This window comes from Streptomyces sp. NPDC126510, assembly GCF_040302345.1.
Lineage (GTDB): Bacteria > Actinomycetota > Actinomycetes > Streptomycetales > Streptomycetaceae > Streptomyces.
Window position 1 is genome coordinate 173,418 of the sequence record NZ_JBEORR010000007.1, and the last position, 21,355, is coordinate 194,772.

Annotated in this window: 26 protein-coding genes and 1 riboswitch; of the genes, 13 read left to right on the plus strand and 13 right to left on the minus strand. The window is 69.1% G+C overall.

Going from position 1 to position 21,355, the window contains the following annotated elements; all coding sequences use genetic code 11:
• The 5 genes from tsf (at position 1) to ABTX60_RS11855 (ending at position 4,198) form a co-directional block, all read left to right on the plus strand.
• On the plus strand, positions 1-837 hold the full coding sequence (tsf, locus tag ABTX60_RS11835) for a translation elongation factor Ts (protein WP_352096917.1): 837 nt from the start codon (positions 1-3) through the stop codon (positions 835-837).
• Positions 838-1,021: 184 nt separating this feature from the next.
• Positions 1,022-1,780 carry a UMP kinase gene (gene pyrH / locus ABTX60_RS11840; protein WP_030852122.1) on the plus strand — a complete coding sequence of 253 codons (759 nt, stop codon included), beginning with the start codon at positions 1,022-1,024 and terminating at the stop codon, positions 1,778-1,780.
• A 165-nt stretch (positions 1,781-1,945) separates the two neighbouring features.
• Entirely contained in the window at positions 1,946-2,503 is a 558-nt protein-coding gene (frr, locus tag ABTX60_RS11845) for a ribosome recycling factor (RefSeq protein WP_006136598.1), read from the plus strand.
• Positions 2,503-3,630 carry a phosphatidate cytidylyltransferase gene (locus tag ABTX60_RS11850; RefSeq protein WP_352096918.1) on the plus strand — a complete coding sequence of 376 codons (1,128 nt, stop codon included), beginning with the start codon at positions 2,503-2,505 and terminating at the stop codon, positions 3,628-3,630. Before frr ends, ABTX60_RS11850 begins: the two co-directional genes overlap by 1 nt.
• A 118-nt stretch (positions 3,631-3,748) precedes the next feature.
• On the plus strand, positions 3,749-4,198 hold the full coding sequence (locus ABTX60_RS11855) for an SRPBCC family protein (protein WP_352096919.1): 450 nt from the start codon (positions 3,749-3,751) through the stop codon (positions 4,196-4,198).
• Between the two features lie 186 nt (positions 4,199-4,384).
• On the opposite strand, the gene ABTX60_RS11860 is transcribed toward ABTX60_RS11855, so the two are convergent.
• The 11 genes from ABTX60_RS11860 to ABTX60_RS11910 all read right to left on the minus strand — a co-directional run bounded on the left by ABTX60_RS11860 (position 4,385) and on the right by ABTX60_RS11910 (position 11,118).
• Complete coding sequence (locus tag ABTX60_RS11860) at positions 4,385-4,573, minus strand: hypothetical protein (RefSeq protein WP_352096920.1); 189 nt, start codon at positions 4,571-4,573, stop codon at positions 4,385-4,387.
• Positions 4,574-4,946: 373 nt separating this feature from the next.
• A complete protein-coding gene (locus tag ABTX60_RS11865) occupies positions 4,947-6,182 on the minus strand; it encodes a tyrosine-type recombinase/integrase (protein ID WP_352096921.1) in 1,236 nt (411 codons plus the stop codon).
• Positions 6,182-6,379, minus strand: coding sequence for a helix-turn-helix transcriptional regulator (locus ABTX60_RS11870; protein WP_097221050.1), 198 nt, complete (start codon positions 6,377-6,379; stop codon positions 6,182-6,184). Before ABTX60_RS11870 ends, ABTX60_RS11865 begins: the two co-directional genes overlap by 1 nt.
• Before the next feature lies 1 nt (position 6,380).
• Positions 6,381-7,772 (minus strand): replication initiator protein RepSA, encoded by a 1,392-nt coding sequence (gene repSA / locus ABTX60_RS11875; protein ID WP_352096922.1) that lies wholly within the window; start codon positions 7,770-7,772, stop codon positions 6,381-6,383.
• A gap of 7 nt (positions 7,773-7,779) precedes the next feature.
• Complete coding sequence (locus ABTX60_RS11880) at positions 7,780-7,968, minus strand: hypothetical protein (RefSeq protein WP_352096923.1); 189 nt, start codon at positions 7,966-7,968, stop codon at positions 7,780-7,782.
• Positions 7,969-8,061: 93 nt separating this feature from the next.
• Entirely contained in the window at positions 8,062-8,352 is a 291-nt protein-coding gene (locus ABTX60_RS11885) for a SpdD protein (RefSeq protein WP_502992309.1), read from the minus strand.
• 20 nt (positions 8,353-8,372) lie between these two features.
• Positions 8,373-8,528, minus strand: coding sequence for a hypothetical protein (locus ABTX60_RS11890; RefSeq protein WP_097221055.1), 156 nt, complete (start codon positions 8,526-8,528; stop codon positions 8,373-8,375).
• Between the two features lie 12 nt (positions 8,529-8,540).
• A complete protein-coding gene (locus tag ABTX60_RS11895; RefSeq protein WP_097221057.1) occupies positions 8,541-8,729 on the minus strand; it encodes a mobile element transfer protein in 189 nt (62 codons plus the stop codon).
• 19 nt (positions 8,730-8,748) lie between these two features.
• The gene (locus ABTX60_RS11900; RefSeq protein WP_352096924.1) at positions 8,749-9,423 is read right to left on the minus strand and encodes a DUF2637 domain-containing protein; all 675 of its coding nucleotides are present in this window, start codon (positions 9,421-9,423) and stop codon (positions 8,749-8,751) included.
• Positions 9,424-9,445: 22 nt separating this feature from the next.
• Positions 9,446-10,786, minus strand: a complete 1,341-nt coding sequence (locus tag ABTX60_RS11905; protein ID WP_352096925.1) for an FtsK/SpoIIIE domain-containing protein — start codon at positions 10,784-10,786, stop codon at positions 9,446-9,448.
• 2 nt (positions 10,787-10,788) lie between these two features.
• Positions 10,789-11,118, minus strand: a complete 330-nt coding sequence (locus ABTX60_RS11910) for an SCO3933 family regulatory protein (RefSeq protein WP_352096926.1) — start codon at positions 11,116-11,118, stop codon at positions 10,789-10,791.
• A gap of 161 nt (positions 11,119-11,279) precedes the next feature.
• Between ABTX60_RS11910 and ABTX60_RS11915 the strand changes: the two genes are divergently transcribed.
• The 3 genes from ABTX60_RS11915 to ABTX60_RS11925 all read left to right on the plus strand — a co-directional run bounded on the left by ABTX60_RS11915 (position 11,280) and on the right by ABTX60_RS11925 (position 14,006).
• The gene (locus ABTX60_RS11915) at positions 11,280-12,071 is read left to right on the plus strand and encodes a GntR family transcriptional regulator (protein WP_352096927.1); all 792 of its coding nucleotides are present in this window, start codon (positions 11,280-11,282) and stop codon (positions 12,069-12,071) included.
• The gene (locus ABTX60_RS11920; RefSeq protein WP_352096928.1) at positions 12,071-12,739 is read left to right on the plus strand and encodes a YdcF family protein; all 669 of its coding nucleotides are present in this window, start codon (positions 12,071-12,073) and stop codon (positions 12,737-12,739) included. The genes ABTX60_RS11915 and ABTX60_RS11920 overlap by 1 nt, the downstream gene beginning before the upstream one ends.
• Positions 12,740-13,394: 655 nt before the next feature.
• Positions 13,395-14,006, plus strand: coding sequence for a hypothetical protein (locus ABTX60_RS11925; RefSeq protein ID WP_352096929.1), 612 nt, complete (start codon positions 13,395-13,397; stop codon positions 14,004-14,006).
• Between the two features lie 304 nt (positions 14,007-14,310).
• On the opposite strand, the gene ABTX60_RS11930 is transcribed toward ABTX60_RS11925, so the two are convergent.
• On the minus strand, positions 14,311-14,532 hold the full coding sequence (locus tag ABTX60_RS11930; protein WP_352096930.1) for a hypothetical protein: 222 nt from the start codon (positions 14,530-14,532) through the stop codon (positions 14,311-14,313).
• 171 nt (positions 14,533-14,703) lie between these two features.
• Between ABTX60_RS11930 and rlmN the strand changes: the two genes are divergently transcribed.
• The 5 genes from rlmN to ABTX60_RS11955 all read left to right on the plus strand — a co-directional run bounded on the left by rlmN (position 14,704) and on the right by ABTX60_RS11955 (position 20,584).
• Complete coding sequence (gene rlmN, locus ABTX60_RS11935) at positions 14,704-15,810, plus strand: dual-specificity RNA methyltransferase RlmN (RefSeq protein ID WP_352096931.1); 1,107 nt, start codon at positions 14,704-14,706, stop codon at positions 15,808-15,810.
• A 24-nt stretch (positions 15,811-15,834) separates the two neighbouring features.
• Positions 15,835-15,941, plus strand: a riboswitch (TPP riboswitch).
• Between the two features lie 124 nt (positions 15,942-16,065).
• On the plus strand, positions 16,066-17,103 hold the full coding sequence (locus ABTX60_RS11940; RefSeq protein WP_352097035.1) for a thiamine ABC transporter substrate-binding protein: 1,038 nt from the start codon (positions 16,066-16,068) through the stop codon (positions 17,101-17,103).
• Positions 17,079-18,743, plus strand: coding sequence for an ABC transporter permease (locus tag ABTX60_RS11945; RefSeq protein ID WP_352096932.1), 1,665 nt, complete (start codon positions 17,079-17,081; stop codon positions 18,741-18,743). Before ABTX60_RS11940 ends, ABTX60_RS11945 begins: the two co-directional genes overlap by 25 nt.
• Complete coding sequence (locus tag ABTX60_RS11950) at positions 18,743-19,762, plus strand: ABC transporter ATP-binding protein (protein ID WP_352096933.1); 1,020 nt, start codon at positions 18,743-18,745, stop codon at positions 19,760-19,762. The genes ABTX60_RS11945 and ABTX60_RS11950 overlap by 1 nt, the downstream gene beginning before the upstream one ends.
• Before the next feature lie 24 nt (positions 19,763-19,786).
• A complete protein-coding gene (locus ABTX60_RS11955; protein ID WP_352096934.1) occupies positions 19,787-20,584 on the plus strand; it encodes a maleylpyruvate isomerase family mycothiol-dependent enzyme in 798 nt (265 codons plus the stop codon).
• Between the two features lie 60 nt (positions 20,585-20,644).
• Here ABTX60_RS11955 and ABTX60_RS11960 read toward each other — a convergent pair whose 3' ends face one another.
• Positions 20,645-21,337: an LAETG motif-containing sortase-dependent surface protein gene (locus ABTX60_RS11960; RefSeq protein ID WP_352096935.1), complete on the minus strand. Its 693-nt coding sequence runs from the start codon at positions 21,335-21,337 to the stop codon at positions 20,645-20,647.
• Positions 21,338-21,355 lie beyond the last annotated feature (18 nt).

The window sequence follows — 21,355 nt, forward strand, 5'->3', positions numbered from 1 at the left end:
ATGGCGAACTACACCGCCGCCGACGTCAAGAAGCTCCGTGAGCTCACGGGCGCCGGCATGATGGACTGCAAGAAGGCGCTGGACGAGGCCGAGGGCAACGTCGAGAAGGCCGTCGAGGCGCTCCGCATCAAGGGCCAGAAGGGCGTCGCCAAGCGCGAGGGCCGTTCCGCCGAGAACGGTGCCGTCGTCTCGATCATTGCCGACGACAACTCCTCCGGTGTCCTCGTCGAGCTGAAGTGCGAGACGGACTTCGTCGCCAAGGGTGACAAGTTCCAGGCCGTGGCCAAGACCATCGCCGAGCACGTCGCCAAGACCTCCCCGGCCGACCTCGAGGCCCTGCTCGGCTCCGAGATCGAGGCCGGCAAGACCGTCCAGGCGTTCGTCGACGAGGCCAACGCCAACCTGGGCGAGAAGATCGTCCTGGACCGCTTCGCGCAGTTCGCCGACGGCTACGTGACGGCGTACATGCACCGCACGATGCCCGACCTGCCCCCGCAGATCGGTGTCCTCGTCGAGCTGGACAAGCCGAACGCCGAGATCGCCAAGGGCGTCGCCCAGCACATCGCCGCCTTCGCGCCGAAGTACCTCTCCAAGGAGGACGTGCCGGCCGAGGTCGTCGAGTCCGAGCGCCGCGTCGCCGAGGAGACCACCCGCGCCGAGGGCAAGCCCGAGGCCGCCCTGCCGAAGATCGTCGAGGGTCGCCTCAACGGCTTCTTCAAGGACGCCACGCTGCTCGGCCAGCCGTACGCGCTCGACAACAAGAAGTCCGTCCAGAAGGTTCTGGACGAGGCCGGTGTCACCCTGAAGCGCTTTTCGCGCATCAAGGTCGGCATCTGAGTCCGTACCGCGCTCGACGCCCGACCCCGATAGGGTCGACAGCAGTCGTCCGCGTACGCCGTCACACCAGTGGCGGACGACAGCAGATCTGACGAGGAGGCCATTGCCGTATGGGATGCGAAACACGCCCCACCGGCAATGGCCTTCTTGGTATGTGCAACACGTGAAAGAGGCGGGATCCCCCATGACCACCAAGGCCCAGAAGAGCGACGACGGCAAAGTGCGCGGCCGGTTTCTGCTGAAGCTGTCCGGAGAGGCCTTCTCCGGTGGCGGCGGCCTTGGCGTCGACCCCGACGTGGTGCACAAGATCGCCCGCGAGATCGCGGCCGTCGTGCGCGACGGCGCGGAGATCGCGATCGTCATCGGCGGCGGCAACTTCTTCCGCGGTGCCGAACTCCAGCAGCGCGGCATGGACCGGGCCCGCTCCGACTACATGGGCATGCTCGGCACGGTCATGAACTGCCTCGCCCTCCAGGACTTCCTGGAGAAGGTGGGCGTGGACTGCCGGGTGCAGACCGCCATCACCATGGGCCAGGTCGCCGAGCCGTACATCCCGCTGCGCGCCGTACGGCACCTGGAGAAGGGCCGTGTGGTCATCTTCGGCGCCGGGATGGGCATGCCGTACTTCTCCACCGACACCACCGCCGCCCAGCGTGCCCTGGAGATCGACGCCGAGGCGCTGCTGATGGGCAAGAACGGCGTGGACGGGGTCTACGACTCCGACCCGAAGACCAACCCGGACGCGGTGAAGTTCGATCACCTCGGCTACGGCGAGGTCATCACGCGCGACCTGAAGGTCGCCGACGCCACGGCCGTGACCCTGTGCCGCGACAACAAGCTCCCGATCGTGGTCTTCGAGCTGCTGGCGGAGGGCAACATCGGACGTGCCGTCAAGGGTGAGAAGATCGGCACGCTGGTGGGGGACCCCGGCAGCCGGGACTGACACCCCGGGTACAACCCCGTCCGGGGGACGGACGGGACGGGGCCGGGCCGGGGGATGGACAATGTCCCGCCGGTCGGGAACCGTTCAGAAGAAGACGCGACGCAGCCGGCCGCCGCCCCACATGGAACCGCAGCCGGGCCTACTCAAGACACGCAGGAGCAAGTGGTGATCGAAGAGACCCTCCTCGAGGCCGAGGAGAAGATGGAGAAGGCCGTCGTGGTCGCCAAGGAGGACTTCGCCGCGATCCGCACCGGCCGTGCGCACCCGGCGATGTTCAACAAGATCGTGGCCGACTACTACGGCGCGCCGACGCCGATCAACCAGCTGGCCTCGTTCTCCGTGCCCGAGCCGCGCATGGCCGTGGTGACCCCGTTCGACAAGAGCGCGCTGCGCAACATCGAGCAGGCGATCCGCGACTCCGACCTGGGCGTCAACCCGAGCAACGACGGCAACATCATCCGTGTGGTGTTCCCCGAGCTCACCGAGGAGCGCCGCCGCGAGTACATCAAGGTCGCCAAGGGCAAGGGCGAGGACGCGAAGATCTCGATCCGCTCCGTGCGCCGCAAGGCCAAGGAAGCCATCGACAAGCTGATCAAGGACGGCGAGGTCGGCGAGGACGAGGGCCGCCGTGCGGAGAAGGAGCTCGACGACACCACCGCGAAGTACGTCGCGCAGGTGGACGAGCTCCTGAAGCACAAGGAAGCGGAGCTGCTCGAGGTCTGATGAACGACTCTTCCTGGGGGGCGCCGCCACAGGCCGGGTACTGGGGGCCCACCGACCACGGGCATGGTCACGGGCACGTCCAGGGCCATGGCCAAGGGCACGTCCAAGGGGCCGCTCCGGCGGGTCCCGCATACGATGCGTATGAAGCGCCTCAGACTCGCCCCATGCCCATCGTGCCCGACGTGACCGAATTCGGCGGAAACCAGGATGACGACCGGGGAGCTGCTCGCCTGAGTGGCACCCCGGTCCGAAACGACACGAATCCGGAGCCCATGCCCGACGCCTCGCAGCCGGCGCCCAAGCCGCCGAAGAAGAGCGCGGGTCGCGACCTGAGTGCCGCGATAGGCGTCGGTGTCGGGCTCGGGGTGGTGATCGTCGCCTCGCTGTTCGTCGTCAAGGCCGTGTTCGTCGGTGTCGTCGCGGTGGCCGTGGTGGTGGGCCTGTGGGAGCTGACCAAGCGGCTGGAGGAGCGCAAAGGCATCCGGGCGCCGATCGTGCCGCTCGCGCTCGGTGGTGCCGCGATGGTCGTCGCCGGGTACGTCCGGGGCGCCGAGGGCGCGTGGGTGGCGATGGCGCTCACGGCACTGGCCGTCCTGGTCTGGCGCATGACCGAACCGCCCGAGGGCTACCTGAGGGACGTCACCGCGGGCGTCTTCGCGGCGTTCTACGTGCCGTTCCTGGCGACCTTCGTCGCGATGATGCTGACCGCGGACGACGGGCCGCAGCGGGTGCTCACCTTCCTGCTGCTGACGGTCGTCAGCGACACCGGGGCGTACGCCGTCGGCTGGCGGTTCGGCCGGCACAAGCTCGCCCCGCGCATCAGCCCCGGCAAGACCCGGGAGGGCCTGCTCGGCGCGGTCTCCTTCGCCATGGTCGCGGGGGCCCTGTGCATGCAGTTCCTCATCGACGACGGTGCCTGGTGGCAGGGACTGGTGCTGGGGGTCGCGGTCGCGGTCACCGCCACGCTGGGCGACCTCGGCGAGTCCATGATCAAGCGGGACCTCGGCATCAAGGACATGGGCACGCTGCTGCCGGGGCACGGCGGCATCATGGACCGGCTCGACTCGCTGCTGCCCACGGCTCCGGTGGTGTGGCTGCTGCTCGTGCTGTTCGTCGGGTCCGGCTGATCCGACCTGCTCTGCCGGAGAGCCCCCGCCCGACCGGGCGGGGGCTCTCCGGCGTCTCGGGGAGACCCTGAGGGACCGAAGTGGGACGATTCAGATGTATCTCCCAAAGGAGGCCATCATGGCCATCATCCGAGAGAGCATCGACGTCGACCGCCGTCCCGAGGAGGTCTACCAGTACGTCATGGACGCCGGGCACATGCCGGAGTGGCAGCTGAGCGCCGTGTCCGCGGAGCGTCTCGACGAGGGCCCTGTCGGCATCGGCTCGAAGGTCCGGGTGACCCGGCACGTAGGCCGTCGCGTCATGCCGATGACCATGGAGGTCACCGAGTACGACCCGCCGCACAGCTGGGGCATGCGCGGCGTCGACGGCCCTGTCCGGGCGCAGGTGCACGGCGAGGTCGAGCCCTACGACCAGGGCCGCCGCTCGCACGTCACGATCGACATCGACTTCGAGGGCCACGGCATGGGCAAGGTCCTGGTCCCGCTGGTCGTACGCCCCCAGGTCCGCAAGGAACTCCCACGCAACGAGCAGCTCCTCAAGGACCGGCTGGAGCGGACGGGCGTGTAGGGGCGCCCCTTCCTCCCGCGGCTCCTGGGGTCAGCGCCGTCGGGGGACCTTCCAGCCGTTCTGCCGCAGCTTGAAGAGAACGCACAGGCCGCAGAGCGCCCACATCACGAGGAAGGCGCACTTGAGAACCACGGGGCCCCTTTCCTTGGAGACGATCGGCGCAGGACTCCGTTCTCCAGACGGACCCTAGTCGTCCCCGTCGCTGCGCTGGGTGCCGGAACCCCGGCTCGCGCTGCGGGCCAGTTCGCTGCCGAGCAGCGTCGCCTTGGCCACCCCACGTGCCCAGCGGGGGGCGTCGCCCCGGGCTGCCCAGTAGACGCAGACGCAGCCACCGATGATGAGCAGAACGACGACTGACAGTATGAGTACGAGCATGCTCGCCCCCCCGTTTCGTGTGATGGTCCGCTCATCTTTGCAGGCAGGCCTCATTCCAGCAGGCCGCTGGCGCTATCCGCGGCGCAGCTGGACTCGCGGAGCGGCAGGGTGTCATCCGACTTCCCCTCGGGGTGGCTGGTGGGCCTGCGCCTGCCCCGGGCTATACGAAGCCGACCAACGCTGACCGACGCAACCCGCAAGTGACCGCCCCCACCCCCACTCCGGCCCGGGCAACCGGAGTTGATCTGCGACACTGGTACGGCCATGCCTAAGCCCGGAGAACTGATGTGATCCGGGCACGAAGAAGCCCCCTACCAGCGATGTTGTCGCCAGTAGGGGGCCGTCTTATGCCCGCTGGGCCGTCCCTGGGCCGTCAGGGCTCCTGAGCCGTGCCGAAGACACCGTCCAGGGCGCGGCGGGCGCGCTCGGTGCTGCTGGGCATTAGGTGGGCGTACACGCGCAGCGTCATCGCCGGGTCGGAGTGCCCGAGGTATTCGCTCACGGCCTTGATGCTCTCGCCCGCGTCCAGGAGGACCGAGGCGTAGAAGTGGCGCAGCGCGTGTATTCCGTGCTGCCGAGCGGAGGCGTACGGCTTGCCCGGCTCCGGCGTCGGGATGAGGCCGGCCGCCGCAAGGGCTGGCTTCCACTCCTGGATGTTGAAGTTGCTTCGCCAGACGATTCCGTCGGCCGTGTTGGTGAAGATCAGGCGCCGTTCGGTGAGCGGGCCGTCAGGCCTGCCCCATGGCAGCTTGATGCCCACGGGCGGATGACTCTTCATGTGCCGCCGCAGCGCGGAGGCCACCGAGGACGGCAGCGGTACGTCACGCTCCTTGTTGCCCTTGGGCGGAGCGAAGACCGCGACGCCCCGGATCAGCTTGACCTGAGCGGTGACCCGAAGGGTGTCGCTGTCGAGCTGCAAGGTGTCTTCGGCCAGACCGATGATCTCGCCCTGTCGGAGGCCGCAGCCGCTGCCGACGTCGACCATGGCCTGGTAGCGCTCGGGCAGGGCGTCGCGGACCGCACGCACTTGGGACGGGAGCCAGGGCACGACCCGGGCAGTGGAGACGGCGGGCGGGCGGACGGACGCGGCCGAGCACGGGTTCCGGGCGAGGTGGCCGTCATCCACTGCGGCCGACAGCACCGCGCGGACGTTGGCGTAGATGTTGCGGGCGTAGGTGCCGCCTATCGAGTCGTTCTCCAGGTCGCGAACGAACTCGCGGATGTGGACCGGACGGAAGGACCCGAGCGGACGCGCCCCGATACGAGGGAAGGCGTGCAGCCGAAGGCGGGTTTCTGCTCCGATGCGTGTGTTCAGGTCGGTCGTCTGCCCGGCGATCCAGCGTTCCGCGTACTGCTGGAAGGTGGTCTGGGCAGCCCTGGGATCGACGTACTGACCACGGGACATGTCGGCAGCAGTCTCGGCCAACCACTCTTCCGCCCGGCGCTTTTGACGGTCCGGGAAGGACTTGCTCTTCTCGGTGCCGTCCGGTCCGACGTACCGGGCCCGGTAGCGGAGCCCGTTGCCGTAGCGCTCGGTCTTGACCCTTACCGGCTTGCCGTCCGGACCCGGTTCGGTCTTGTACCAACGATCCTGAATGTGACCAGCCATCAGGCGGCCTCCCCAAGCTGGGAGTCGACCCAGGCCCGTACGTCATTGGGGTCGAAGCGCAGGTGCCGGCCGACACGGAAGCCGCGGGGGCCGGTGCGCTTGCGGCGCCACTGGTAGACCGTCTCGACGCTCGGCAGCTCGAACATCTCGACCAGGTCCTCGGGCGTCAGGAAGCGGGTCGGCAGAGCGGAGGCCATATCACCACTCCCTTTCGTCGCTGAGCTGGCCGGGTAGTTCCTCGCGGGCGGTCTCTCGGTTGTGCTGGATGTCGCGGCGGATGTTGGCAGCAAGCCAGGATTCGCCGGGGGTGTGGCCGTGACCGGCATAGGTCCAGTGAGCGAGGACAAGGGTGGTTGTCTCTGGAGTGTCGTCGGGGACGGGTAGGCCGAGGGCTTCGCGTTGCTGGGCGGCGCGGTAGTCGGCGCGGACCTGTCGCAGGGCGCCGAGGGTGGTGGAGTAGCGGCGGGACTTGCTGGAGAAGTGGCCGCGGAAGCCGAGCATGTGGGCCCAGTCCCGCAGCTTTCGGTCCGGGTAGAGCGCGTGGAGGTCGAGGCAGGCTGCGATCAACCGGGCGGGGTGGTCGGGGACTTCGAGTAGGACCAGGGCCTCTTTGTTGCCGATGCGGCGATCCACGGTGCCGGTGGTCTCAGCGGCCTTGGTGGCGTACTTGGCGACGTAGGAGGCGACGGCCTGTTCGGTGATGTCTTCGCCGTTTCCGAAGGCTCCGATGGGCTGTACGTCGAGCTGGGTGCCCCAGCGAAGGGTGCGGGCGGGCTGCTCTCCGGCGGGCGGTACGTCGACCGCGACGCGGTTAGCGGCGGCGTGGATGGCGTCGGTGAGCAGGTCGAGGGTGGCCCAGGACGGAGGCGGGGAGTCGGGGCCCTCGGGTCCGTCGAAGCGGATCACGGCGTGGAAGTGCACGGCCCCGCGCTTCTGGTACTCCGCGACCTTGCCGAAGGAGACCCGGGATTGTTCGTGGGCAGCCTTCTGGGTCAGGCCAGCGCGGCGGGCGATCTCTCGGCGCAGGTAGATCGTGAAGTAGCGCCACAGCTCGGAAGCGTGGTTGTTCCACAGCACCGCGCCCGCGTAGTCGTACGTGGCCGGATCAAGGGCCGTGCCGAGTTCAGGCGCGTCCTCCTGGTGGCGGATGCCGCAGGCGCACGGCCGGTTGCCGGGCCGGTTGTGGACCCGGCCGAACGACGGCGCGGTGAGGGTCGCGAAGACCCTCGGGTGATCGCGGATCGTTTCCGGGGTTCCCTTGGCCGGGTCCCCGACCAGCCCAGCGCGGATCAGGTGGTAGGTGTCGCCCGCGTAGGTCCAGGCGCAGGACGGGCAGCGCGAGGCGCGGCGGTTGCCGCAGGCGACCCGGAGACGGCCGCCGGGCTCAGCGTCGGTGGAGTAGGAATGCAGCACCTGCCCGGTGAACGCGTCGCGGGTGACGGTGGAGCCTTGCAGGTGGATCGGGTCGGAGCAGCCGCCTGTACGGCGGATCTGGTCTTGGATGCGGTCGAAGCCATCAGACCCGGCCACCCTCAGCACGTCGGCGAGGGTGGCCGGGTCCAGGCCCGCCATGGTGGCGGTGTCAGTCACGTACGTTTCACCTCCCGACGCGGTGGAGCGCGGGCGCCGTGGCGGGGGTGGTGTGGCCGGTGCCCTTGCAGGCCGGGCAGGTGACACGGAGTGTGGCGCGGGTGCCGTCGCGGTGGCGGGCTCCGGTGGTGATCACAGCAGCGGCGAAGCCGTCGCAGACGCGGCAGACGCGCTTGGTCGGGGCGTGCTGGTGCATGATGAGGCTTCCCTTTCGGGTCCGTTGGATCTGGAAGTGGTGCAGGCGCCCGGAGCGGCGGAAGTTTGGCGACCGAGGCCGCTCCGGGGGCCGTCAGCGCTGCTTGTCGAGATCCTTGAGCAGCAAGCGCAGGACGACGGCGACCACGGCGACGGAGATGCCCGTGATGGCCACGGCCAGGAGCATCGAGACCAGGACGGCGCCGACGACCAGGACCACGGCACCACCGCCCGCGGCGAGGGCGAGCGCGCTGCCCGGGGCGAGCTGGACGGTCGGCCGGTTCGAGGCCGGGACGACCGGAGTCGGGGCGGGAGCGGTGGGTGCCGGCATGTTGGCGGCGACGGCCGGAGCGGTGTCCTGGGTCGGGTACTTCGGGGTGAACACGGGCGGTGTCCCTTCGTGGGTTACTTGACGACCGCGCCGACGGCGGGGCCGAGGATGCTGTCCGCGACGAGGTAGCCGCCGAGGAGGAGCACGGCGACCAGCCACCACGGCGGGCGGACGAGCTTGATGCCGAGGAAGCCGACGACGAGCAGCGCGAGCCAGAGCGGAACGTCCATGGCGGTCTCCTGTCAGGCCTTGCAGCGGTGGGTGCGGGCGGCGAGTTCGGCGGCGGCGCGGCTGGTGTAGTCGGCGGAGAAGCCACAGCCGGGGGCGGTGCAGGCAGCCGTGTGCATGTCGCGGCCCCGGGCGTCGTAGTACGTGGCGACCTGGACGGGGCCGATGCGGAGGCGGTCGCGGAAGCGGCGGTAAGCGCTCACGGGTGTTTCTCCTTCCTGGTCAGGTGAGTTGGAGTTCGGCGGTGATCGCGTCGGTCATCGGAGTGGGCAGGCCGAGCCGGGCGGACAGGTCAGCCGCGGGTATCGGTGAGCCGGTGGAGGCCCGGTGTGCGTCAGCGATCTTCCGGGCGTGGTCGAGCAGGGCGGCCGGGACCGCTGGCGTGCTGGTAGGCGGCTTCGGCGGTGCGGCCGTCAGCTCCGGTGCCGGTACGGGAGCCGTCTCGGGAACGGGGTCGGGTTCGTCGGTGCGGTGCATCTCGACTTCCGGTGCGGCGGGTTCGTCGTTCACCAGTTGCTCGGGCGGAGCGGTCGTTTCGGTGGGCGAGTGCACCAGGAGCGTTCCGCCCAGGAACGCCAGGGCGGGCCAGCCAGCGACGAGGATGCACAGCCAGGCGGGCACGGCGTCGAGGTCGAGGAGCCCGGCGGTGGCGACGTTCGCGCCGAGCGAGGCGAACAGTGCGATGACGAACCAGATCCAGGCCGAGCGGTCCCGGCGGGCCGTGCGCAGCCGACGCCAGGCAGCGACAAGCAGCAAGTCCACGGAGACGGGGTAGGCCCAGGCTTTCCAGCCGGTCTGTCCGGCGGCTGCGGCCAGGTCGTGCAGGTGGGCGAAGGACAGCGCACCGGCGATGACGGCCTGGACCAAAACCGCGTCCGGACGGATCGAGCGAGGCATGGAGGACACCTCCCTTCGGGGGTCAGTCAGTGACCGGCCGGGCCTTGACCAGCGAGGGGCCAACGGCCGGCATATCGGCGGGCACGTAGGGGCGGAAGGGTTCGAGGGCGGGGAAGTCCGGGACCAGGTGAGCGAAGGCCCGGCAGACCGCTGCCACCTCGTCGCGAGACGTGTCGGGGGTGCGGATCTTCGACCAGCCACCGGAGGCGTCCGCCGCGACCGCCGTCCCGGGGCGTTCCATCGGGATGAGGCTGGCGACCGCGACCGCGTCGGGGGCCACGTCGTTCAGACCCATCTCGGCGGTCTGCTTGTCGTTGACCCGGTGCACCACCCGGCCGGTGAGCTGGGCACGGAGCATGGTGGCGCCCTTGCCCAGGTCGGAACCGAAGCGCTGCCCGCAGATCTCCAGGTGGATGCCGACCGCGCGAGCCATCTGCGCCAGCCGAATCAGCGTGGTGACGATCCGCTCGCGGCGTTCCTCATCTTTCTTGGAGGAGATCAGGAACAGCTCTGCCACCTCGTCCACGAGGACGACGACCGGCACCGGCCGGAGCGCGGCGGACAGCTCCCACATGTCGGAGACGCCGTGCGTCTTCAGCAGGTCGAAGCGGTTTTCCATCTCCGCCACCAAGACACCCAGCAGCGAGGCAGACTCGTCCGGAGTGGTGGCCAGTGCCGAGAGACGAGGCCCGTAGGCGGTCTGTTCCACCCCGCGCTTGCAGTCGATGCCGACCAGAGCCACCGGCAGTTGCGCGAGCCCCTTGATCAGGTTGCGCTGGTACATCGACTTGCCCGAGTGGTTCGCGCCCAGAGTGAGCGCCATCGGCGCCTTGCGATAGTCCCGCTCGAAGGCGGTCCCGTCCTCCCGCAGTGCGACCGGCACGACCATGTCGCGGGGACGTGCCTTGCGCGGCATCCGCACCCGGCGCAGCACGTCATAGCCGGTCATGCGCAGCTCGACGTACCCCGGCTTGGTCTCCGCCACGGCCACCGAGTGCACGCCCCAGGCGTGGCGCAGCCGTTCCGAGGTGGCGATCAGGTCGGCGGGTTCCAGACCGGCCGGGAGCCGCAGGGTGACCCGCAGGCCGGTCGAGGTGCCCCGAACCCGGCGGATCTTCGGCGGAACCGGCTGCACCTCGCGGCGGGCGACGTTGCGCGTCATGAACGCCCGCAGACCCGAGGGCTGCACCGTCAGGCCGCACACGTCCATGGTCGAGCGGTACGAGAGGAGGAAGCGGCCCCATGTGACCGGCATGCCGACCAGCGCCCAGTACACGCGCGGGGCGCGTACCTTCGCGTAGCCGAGACCACCGGCACCGGCTAAGGCTCCCGTGGCCTCCAGCCACATCGTCAGGTCGGTCATGGTCAGGCCGCCGGGGTGATCGCGACCGCGCGGAACGAGATGCCGTGGCGCTTCTGGCCGTTGAACTCGTTCTCCCAGTCACGGGCCTTCAAGCCGATCACCTTCACCGGCAGCCCCGGCGCCAGGCCCTCCGGGATACCCGTCTCCGGGATCGTGACCTGGTAGAGGTTGCCCTCCCCCTCGTCCGAGACCAGCAGGCCCACGGTCGACAGGCCCGCACCGGTCTCCCGGTCCATGGCGCGCTCTCCAGTCTTCTGGTTGACAAGCTTCGGCGTCGGGGCGGTGGCCACGAACACCACGGCGGTGGAAACGTCGATCTTGAACGACGGCATGAATCACTCCCTGAGTCGATGCGTTTGGAGCAGCCCAAAAAGGGCCCTCCGGTTCGCAGTCCTAGGACTGCGAGCGCCTGAGGAAACAGTGGCACGCAGTCCTGGGACTGTCAACAGTCCTGGGACTGTGTTTGACTGGTCGCGAAGAGAGGAGTCACGCGATGACGCCCAAGTGGCGAGAGCTGGCGGACAAGCTGGCTGAGCAGATCAAAAGGGGCGAGTACGCACCAGGCCAGCAGCTTCCGCAGATCAGGGAGCTAGTCGCAGAGGGCGAGGGCTCAAAGTCCACCGTCCATGCGGCCTACAAGGCTCTTGAGGTCGAGGGCCTGGTGACCTCGTCTCGGGGGCACGGCACCGTCGTACGGCAACAGGTGCCGCTCAAGCGGCTCGGCATCGCCCGGTACGACAAGGCCAAGTGGCGAGACGGCGACGAGGTCGCGTTCATCGCGGACCGCGTGGCCTCCGGGCGCAGCTACCGCCGAAATGAGCAGTCTCAGACGGTCAGCCTCATCGAAGCCCCGCCAGCAGTCGCAGCCGCACACGGCCTGCCTGAAGGGGCAGAGGTGTACGCGCGAGCGCGACTGGTGAAGGAAGGCGACCAGCCGACGCACACCCTGACCAGCTACTACCGACCCGAGCATGTCGAGGGCACCAGGCTGGTGGACCCGACACCGGGTCCGGCCGGCAAAGGCGGCGGCTTCCGGGTGCTGTACGACGCCGGGTACGAGATCGACCACATGAAGGAGCGGCTCTTCGCCCGGGCCCCCACGTCCGACGAGGCGAAGCTCCTACAACTACCGCCGGGTGAACCGGTGGTCGAGCTGCATCGAACGACCTACACGGCATCTGGCACAGTGGTCGAGTTCGCCATCGGTGTTCACGCGGCTTCGCGCTTCGCCTGGGAATACGAGTTCAAGGTTCCGGACTCAGCGAAGGGCGAGAAGGGACAGTAATGATCTCGACACAGGCACGGGCCGACGCACGACGCCTGTGGGACTACCACCAGATGGGCCACACCCCGCGGCCGTGCTCTGTCGCGATTGGCCTGGGCAGCCACGACCTGGGTGTGGCCGATACGGCAGTGGATCTGTACAAGCGCGGCATGGCTCCACTGCTTGTGTTCACGGGAGCTACCAGCCCCACGACGCGAGAACGCATGCCGAGGGGCGAGGCTGTCCACTACCGCGAGCGGGCTCTTGAACTCGGTGTCCCCAGCTCTGCGGTGCTCGTGGAACAGCACGCTCGCAACACGGGTGAGAACATCCGCTTGTCCAAAGCCCTGCTCGAAAAGGCCGGAGTGGACGTGTCCTCCGTGCTTCTGATCAGCAAGCCGTATGAGGAGAGGCGCTCGTACGCGACGGCTCGCAAGCTCTGGCCAGAGGTTGAGGTGGTTAGCGCCTCTACCCCGATGACGTTCGACGAGTACGTCGATTCCATCCGGGATGCGCGACTGGTCATCGACATGCTGGTGGGCGCCCTTCAGCGCTTGCTGATCTACCCGGAGCAAGGGTTCATGATCAGCCAGCCGGTGCCGGAGGACGTACGTCAGGCGTTCGAGCGGCTCTGCCGCGAAGGCTTCACCAGTCGGCTCCTCAGCACCACTGGCAAGGCTTCCGCCTGACATCAACTCGCCGCCAGGCCAGGCGCTCAGGCCACGAGCCATGCTCCTACGCGACCGGCCACGCCTGAGCTGTTACGAGTTTCTCTACCTCATCAAGCCCCGGCTGCGCTCCGCTCCGCCGGGCGCGCTTCCCGGCTCCGCTCCGGGCGCCGCTCCTGCCTTCGGCCCGCTCCGCCCGGGCTGCGCCGACGCGCGCCCACATGTGAAACAGGCCGGGGCCATGAGTCGAGAACCGCGGGAGCGCGGCAACGCTCAAACATGCCTCCGGCGGGGGCGCTCAGGCTCCGAGATGGAGGGGGCGCCGTTCGCGAGTGCCGGCCGATTGGTGGCGTGCGCGGGGAGCTCCCATCCCGCCTGCCATCGACCCAGGCAGAGCCGAGCAGACGCGGCCCCTGGCGTCCAGGTCGTTCGTACAGTGGCGCGCTCCACCTGGACGCCAGGAACCACGCCCGCTCCACGGTGTGTGGGTCGACGGCAGACGGGATGGGAGCTGGGTTCGGTGGGTGGTGGAGGAAGGGGAGTGTGTGCGGAAGGTGTGTCCACTTTTCCTGGAGCCGCCGACCTGCGAGCAACTCCGGCCAGTTGCTACGCCGACCGCGTGACAAAGCTTGCCCGCGGAAGTGCGCCCCATGATCTATGCAATTACATTGCGTACATGCGCAAGTACTGGATCAAGTGGGGTCTCGGGCTCCTGGGCTTGCTGCCTATTGGTCTGGTGTGCTGGCGCATGTCTCGACAACAGAGCACCAGCGGTTGGGATGAAGATCAATTTTTCCGCTCGGAGCTTGACCAAGAAATCGACTTGCAAGAACGTCGAGTCGACAGCTTGGACAGCAAGGGGGGCATCCTTCTGATCTTCGTGGCTGTTTTGGTAGGGGCTGTTAAGGACACGGACAAGGCCAGTGACATGCAACTGGTCGCACAATGGTTGGCGGCAGGGGCAGGCTTGTTGATCGTGCTGTCCCTGTTCTTCCGGAGCGGCAGCAGCATCGATCCGGTACGGCTGCGAGGCCTATATAGTGGGCAGCCTGAGAGCGTCATCCGGAAGGTTGTATTTGACACGCGTGCTGCTTTGCTCGGGATGAACCGGAAAACCGGAGCCAAGGCTTGGTTGCTCTTCGTGTCACTGCTGTTGCTCATCGTTTCCCTTGGCTTCTTGGTCGCGGGTACGATGACTAAAGCCGAAGGAGACAGTAATGAGCGCCCCGAGCAACCAAAGCAAACCGCAACCTCTTCGCCCGGACCCACGCCTAGTCGACAATCTTGAAGGCAACGCCTTGGAGAAGTTGATCGACAGGAAGAAGATCAAGAGGATGCAGAGGAAGCTGACCAACAAGAAGCCAAGGCCTTCGGCTTGACATCTCAGACTGCACTGGCGATTGCGAGAACAGGGCAGACGCCGAAGGGTTTCCCGTGGCGGCACAGTACAGCCGCGGAGTACAGCAACCGCACTGACTGGCATTGACCGCCGTTGCTCCGTATAGCGCTTCTGACCGGCCCAGCAGACCTCAGCGACCTCCCCGCCCATAGTCCGCATCGAGCGGTAGCGACGACTGTAGGGGACACACTGATCATGCGAACGGCGACAGGCCCTTGCCCTCCAGGTGCGCAAGCAACGAATCAAGGCATGCGTCTGCCGTAGCCAGGTCGGCACGGAAGAACGAGTCCTCGCCAAGCGGTCCACCGCTGATGATGACCATCCATGCCTTCCCCCGCTCCACCATGCGGTCACCGTCGACCTTGCAGACGGTCGTGACTCCGCGCTCAGCCAGCCACTCCATCAGTTCAAGCATGTCCCTCGCACCCCCCCCCGGAGAGATCATCCCAACCCCAGAGCACGCGCCCCTGGGCCGTCCCTGGGCCGTCCGAAGCCGACCAACGCCGACAGACGGCACCCGCGGGTGACCACCCCCACCCCACTCTGGCCTGGGCTCCCGGAGTTGATCTGCGACACTGGGAGGGTTATGCCTGCACCCGGAGAACTCACTTTCGTCGCCCCCCGCGGAGCCAAGAAGCCGCCGCGGCATCTTGCCGATCTCACTCCTGCCGAGCGCAAGGAGGCTGTTGCCGCGGTCGGGGAGAAGCCGTTTCGTGCCAAGCAGCTCTCGCAGCACTACTTCGCGCGGTACGCGCATGATCCGGAGCAGTGGACCGATATTCCGGCCGGTGCCCGGGGGCGGCTGCAGGAAGCCCTGCTGCCCGAGCTGATGACCGTCGTGCGGCATCTGTCGACCGACCAGGGCACCACCCGCAAGACCCTGTGGCGGCTGTTCGACGGGACGCTCGTCGAGTCCGTGCTGATGCGCTACCCGGACCGGGTGACCATGTGCATCAGCTCGCAGGCCGGATGCGGGATGAACTGCCCGTTCTGCGCGACCGGGCAGGCGGGGCTGGACCGGAATCTGTCCACCGCCGAGATCGTCCATCAGATCGTCGACGGCATGAGGGCGCTCAGGGACGGGGAGGTCCCCGGCGGCCCGGCCCGGCTCAGCAACATCGTCTTCATGGGCATGGGCGAGCCCCTCGCCAACTACAACCGGGTCGTCGGGTCCATCCGGCGGCTCACCGACCCCGAGCCCGACGGCCTGGGGCTCTCGCAGCGCGGCATCACCGTCTCCACCGTCGGCCTCGTCCCCGCCATCCACCGGTTCGCCGACGAGGGCTTCAAGTGCCGGCTGGCCATCTCGCTGCACGCTCCCGACGACGAGTTGCGCGACACCCTCGTGCCGGTGAACACCCGGTGGAAGGTGCGCGAGGTGCTGGACGCCGGGTTCGAGTACAGCGCCAAGTCCGGCCGTCGGCTGTCCATCGAGTACGCGCTGATCCGGGACATCAACGACCAGGCCTGGCGCGGTGACCGGCTCGGGCGGCTACTCAAGGGCAAGCCCGTGCATGTCAATCTCATTCCGCTGAACCCGACGCCCGGTTCCAAGTGGACCGCCTCGCGGCCCGAGGACGAGAAGGCGTTCGTGGAGGCCATCGCCGCCCATGGTGTGCCGGTGACGATCCGGGACACCCGTGGTCAGGAGATCGACGGGGCGTGTGGTCAGCTCGCCGCCACCGAACGGTAGTCTGACCCGCGTAAGAACATCTGCATATTCCGACAGGGGAGCGCCACAGCGCTGAGAGTGCGGCACACGGCCGCAGACCCTCCGAACCTGGCCCAGGTCATTCTGGGTAGGGAGATCGGTCACCACTCGAGCTGTTGCGCCCTGCCCGGGACCACGGAAGTCCCGGGCAGGGCCGCGTCTTCTCCTGGTCACCCCAGGAGGAATCCAGTGAGCGACAACAAGAAGCGACTGACGGCTGTCGTCGTCGGGCTCGGCATGGCCGGCACGCTCGCCGCGTGCGGGTCGTCCGACAGCGGCCAGGGGTCCGGCGACTCCAAGACCGTGACGCTCGTCAGTCACGACTCGTGGGCCGCGTCCAAGGACGTCATCGCGGCCTTCGAGAAGCAGTCCGGCTACAAGGTGAACGTCCTGAAGGACGGCGACGCCGGACAGGCCGTGAACAAGGCCATCCTGACCAAGGACAACCCGCAGGGCGACGTCTTCTTCGGGGTCGACAACACCCTGCTGTCCCGCGCCCTCGACAACGGCCTCTTCCAGCCGTACGAGGCGAAGGGGTCCGACCAGGTAAAGGCCGAGTACCGGGTCGACCGGAAGCAGCATCGCGTCACGCCCATCGACACCGGCGACATCTGCGTCAACTACGACAAGAAGTACTTCGCCGATCACAAGCTGCAGCCGCCGCGGAGCTTCGACGATCTCGTCGAGCCGCAGTACAAGAACCTGCTCGTCACCGAGAACGCCTCCGCCTCCTCGCCCGGCCTCGGCTTCCTGCTCGGCACCGCCGCCCGGTACGGCGACGGGGGCTGGGAGGGCTACTGGAAGAAGCTCAAGGCCAACGGCGTCAAGGTCGTCGACGGCTGGGAGCAGGCCTACAACCAGGAGTTCTCCGGGTCGGCCGGCGGGAAGAAGGCCAAGGGCGACCGGCCGCTCGTCGTGTCGTACGCCTCCTCGCCGCCCGCCGAGGTCGTCTACGCCGACCCCAAGCCGAGCACCGCCCCCACCGGCGTCGCCGAGGGCACCTGCTTCCGGCAGGTCGAGTACGCCGGGCTGCTCGCCAACGCGAAGAACGCCAAGGGCGGCAAGGCGTTCCTGGACTTCCTGACCAGCAAGAGGTTCCAGGAGGACATGCCGCTCAACATGTTCGTCTACCCGGTGACCGAGGGCGCCCAGGTGCCGCCGGAGTTCGTGAAGTACGGGCCGCAGGCGAAGGACCCGGAGACCATGGACCCGGCGAAGATCGCCGACCACCGTGACCAGTGGGTCAAGTCGTGGACCTCACTCGTACTGAAGTAGCCGCCCGGAGGCGGGGCGCGGCGGCGCGGTTCGGTCTGCTGGCCGTGCCCGTCGCGTTCTTCGCGGCCTTCTTCGCCTACCCCGTCGCCGCGATCGTCGCGCGCGGCCTCAAGACCGACGGGGCCTGGCACCTCGGGCGGATCGGGGAGGTGCTGGCGCAGTCGGACGTCCGGCACGTCCTGTGGTTCACGACCTGGCAGGCGGTGGTCTCCACCGTGCTCACCCTGCTCGTCGCACTCCCCGGCGCGTACGTCTTCGCCCGCTTCGACTTCCCCGGCAAGCAGGTCCTGCGGGCGGTCGTGACCGTCCCGTTCGTGCTGCCGACGGTCGTCGTCGGTACGGCGTTCCTGGCGCTCGTCGGCCGGGGCGGGCTGCTCGACGAGCTGTGGGGCGTACGGCTGGACACCACGGTGTGGGCCATCCTGCTCGCGCACGTCTTCTTCAACTACGCGGTCGTCGTCCGGACCGTCGGCGGGCTCTGGGCGCAGCTCGACCCGCGGCAGGAAGAGGCCGCGCGCATGCTCGGGGTATCGCCTCTGAAGGCCTGGCGGCAGGTCACGCTGCCCGCGCTCGCCCCGGCCGTGGCCGCCGCCGCGCTGATGGTCTTCCTGTTCACCTTCACCTCCTTCGGTGTCGTGCAGATCCTCGGCGGGCCCACCTTCTCCACCCTGGAGGTGGAGATCTACCGGCAGACCTCGGAGATCTTCGACCTGTCCACGGCCGCCGTACTGACCCTCATCCAGTTCGTCGCGGTGGGCGCGATCCTCGCCCTGCACGCCTGGACCGTGCGGCGGCGGGAGACCGCGCTGCGGCTGGTGGACGCCTCCGCGACCGGGCGCAGGCCACGGGGAACGGGGCAGTGGGCGCTGCTCGGCGGGGTACTCGTCACCGTCGCCGTCCTGATCGTGCTGCCGCTCGCCGTGCTGGTGCAGCGGTCCCTGGGCGCGCCGGGCTTCGGCTACTACCGGGCGCTGACCCGCGAGGACGGGGGAGTGTTCCTGGTCCCGCCGATCGAGGCGATCGGCAACTCCCTGTCGTACGCCGTCGCCGCCACGCTCATCGCGGTGGTGATCGGCGGTCTCGCCGCGGTCGCGCTCACCCGCCGGGACGCCGGGCGGTTCGTGCGCGGCTTCGACGCCCTGCTGATGCTGCCGCTCGGGGTGTCCGCGGTGACCGTCGGCTTCGGGTTCCTGATCTCCCTCGACGAGCCGCCGCTGGACCTCAGGTCCTCCTGGGTCCTGGTGCCGCTCGCGCAGGCGCTGGTCGGGGTGCCGTTCGTGGTGCGGACCATGCTGCCCGTGCTGCGGGCGGTGGACGTGCGGCTGCGGGAGGCGGCCTCGGTGCTCGGGGCCTCGCCCTGGCGGGTGTGGCGGGAGGTGGACCTGCCGATGGTGCGGCGGGCGCTGCTGATCGCGGCCGGGTTCGCCTTCGCCGTGTCCCTCGGGGAGTTCGGCGCGACGGTGTTCATCGCACGCCCCGACCGGCCGACGCTGCCGGTGGCGGTGGCCCGGCTGCTCTGGCGGCCCGGCGACCTCAACTACGGCCAGGCGATGGCCCTTTCGACGATTCTGATGGTGGTGTGCGCGGTGGCCCTGCTGGTGCTGGAGAGGCTCCGCACGGACCGGACGGGGGAGTTCTGATGCTGCTGGCCCTGCAGGGCGCGACGGTCCGCTTCGGTGGGCGTGCCGTGCTGGACGCCGTCGATCTGGAGGTCGCCGAGCACGAGATCGTGTGTGTGCTCGGGCCCAGCGGCAGCGGCAAGTCGACCCTGCTGCGGGCGGTGGCCGGGCTGCAACACCTCGACTCCGGGCGGGTGGTGCTCGACGGCCGGAGCCAGGCGGGCGTACCCGCGCACCGGCGGGGCGTCGGGCTGATGTTCCAGGACCACCAGCTGTTCCCGCAGCGGGACGTGGCCGGCAACGTGGCGTTCGGGTTGCGGATGCACGGCGAGTCGAAGCGGCAACAGGCCGAACGGGTCAAGGAGTTGCTGGACCTCGTGGGGCTGCCGGGCGCGGGCCGGCGGGCCGTTGCCGCGCTGTCCGGCGGGGAGCAGCAGCGGGTGGCGCTGGCCCGGGCCCTCGCGCCGAACCCCCGGCTGCTGATGCTGGACGAGCCGCTGGGACAGCTCGACCGGTCGCTGCGGGAGCGCCTTGTCGTCGAACTGAAGGAACTGTTCGGCCGGTTGGGCACGACCGTGCTCGCAGTGACGCACGACCAGGGGGAGGCCTTCGCGCTGGCCGACCGGGTCGTGGTGATGCGGGACGGGCGGATCGCGCAGTCCGGTACGCCCCTCGAGGTGTGGCAGCGGCCCGCCGACGCCTTCGTCGCCCGCTTCCTCGGTTTCGAGAACGTGGTCGAGGCGACGGTCGGGACGGAGGCCGCCGACACGCCCTGGGGCAAGGTACCGGTGCCGGAGAACGCCCCGCAGGGCGCACGCACCCTGCTGGTGCGGCCCGCCGGGGTGCGCCTGGTACCCGCCGACACGGGCCTGCGCTGCACGGTCACCGCGCGCACCTTCAAGGGCACCCATGTCGCCCTCCACCTCCAGGCCCCGGACGCCCCGCGTCTGGAGGCGGCGTGCGCGCTGCGGGCGGCACCGGAGGTCGGGGACGAGGTCGGGGTGGAGTTCGACGCGGCCGAAATCGTGGTGCTCGGTTGAAGGCCCCCGCCTAGGGTGCGAGGCATGACGCCACTCGCGCACGGCCGCTGCTGCGACGAAATCGCCCACCAGATCGTCCTGTTGAGGCAGGTGGTGAGCTCCGGGGCCGATCTGTCCGGCACGGTGCCGACCTGCCCCGACTGGTCGCTGGAGGAACTCGTCCGGCACACGGGCGGTGCCCTGCGCTGGGCGGAGCTGATGGTGCGGACCCGGGCCGAGGAGGAGGTGCCCGAGGAGCAGGTGCCGGGTGTGGCCGGTCCGGAGGCCGCCGGTGACGCCGCCGCACTGGACGCCTGGCTGGCGGAGACGGGCGAACGGATCGTCGCCACGCTGCGGGAGGCCGGGCCGGACGCGAAGGTGTGGGGCTGGGCCGGGATACGGACCTCCGGGTTCTGGGCCCGCAGGATGACCCACGAGATCACCGTGCACCGCGCCGACGCCGCACTCGCCGCCGGGCTGCCCTACGAGGTCGCGCCCGAGGTCGCCGCCGACGCGATCGACGAATGGCTCCAGATCGTGGAGTACGTGCAGCGGACGGAGCCGCAGGACGTGGTGGGGGAGCTGGTCGGCCCGGGCCGCAGCATCCATCTGCACGCCACCGACACGGGACCGGACCTGAACGCCGAGTGGCTCGTCGAGCTGACCGAGGACGGTGTCCGCTGGCGCCGGGGCCACGAGAAGGCCACGGTCGCCCTGCGCGGGCCGCTCACCTTCGTGCTGCTCGCGTTCTACCGTCGGCTGCCCCTGGACGCGAAGGAGCTGGAGGTCCTGGGCGAACGGGAGTTGCTGGAGTTCTGGCTGGAGCGGGCCACCTTCGGCTGAGACGGGACGTGGCCCGCCCCCGGTCGGGGGGCGGGCCACGCCATGGTGTGTGCTCGGGCGTCAGCTGTCGCTGTTCGCCCCGCGGCGGCGCATGCCGAAGAACACCGCACCGCCACCGACGACGACCAGGGCCGCCGCGATGCCGGCGATGAGGCCGGTGTTGGAGTTGGCACCGGTCTCGGCGAGGTTGGAGTCACCGGCCGGGGCGGGCGCGTTGCCCGCCGGCGAGCTGCTCTGGCTCTCCGACGGCTCCGGAGCCGGGCTCTCGCTCTCCTCGGCGGGCGTCGACGGGGACGCCGACGGGGTCGGAGTCGCCGGGGGAGTCGAAGCCGGGGGCTCCTCCTCCTTCTTCTTGCAGGCCGTGGCCGGGGTGACGAGGTTCGGCTTGATGTCCTCGTCGACGTACGAAGCGGCCTTGACGTGGACGCGGTACTCGGCGTTCGCCTTCCAGTCGTCGGCGAAGGTGATGGTGGTGCCTTCGCGCGAGCCCTTGACGACCTGCTCGCCGACCTTCTTCGCGTCGGCGCCGTTGTTCTGCAGGTAGACGGTGACCGTCGCCGGGATGCCGGCGGGGTCCACGTCGGTGACCGTGATGACGCCCTTGTCGCCATCGCACTTCGCCTCGGCGGAGAACTCGCTGATGTTGCAGGCGAGCGCGTTGCCGGCGGTGCCGAGCGCGAGCGCGGCCGAGGCGGAGACGACACCGAGGACGCGCACGGCACGTGCGCGGCGGGATACGGACAGAACTGCCACGTTTGTCCTTTACAGGAT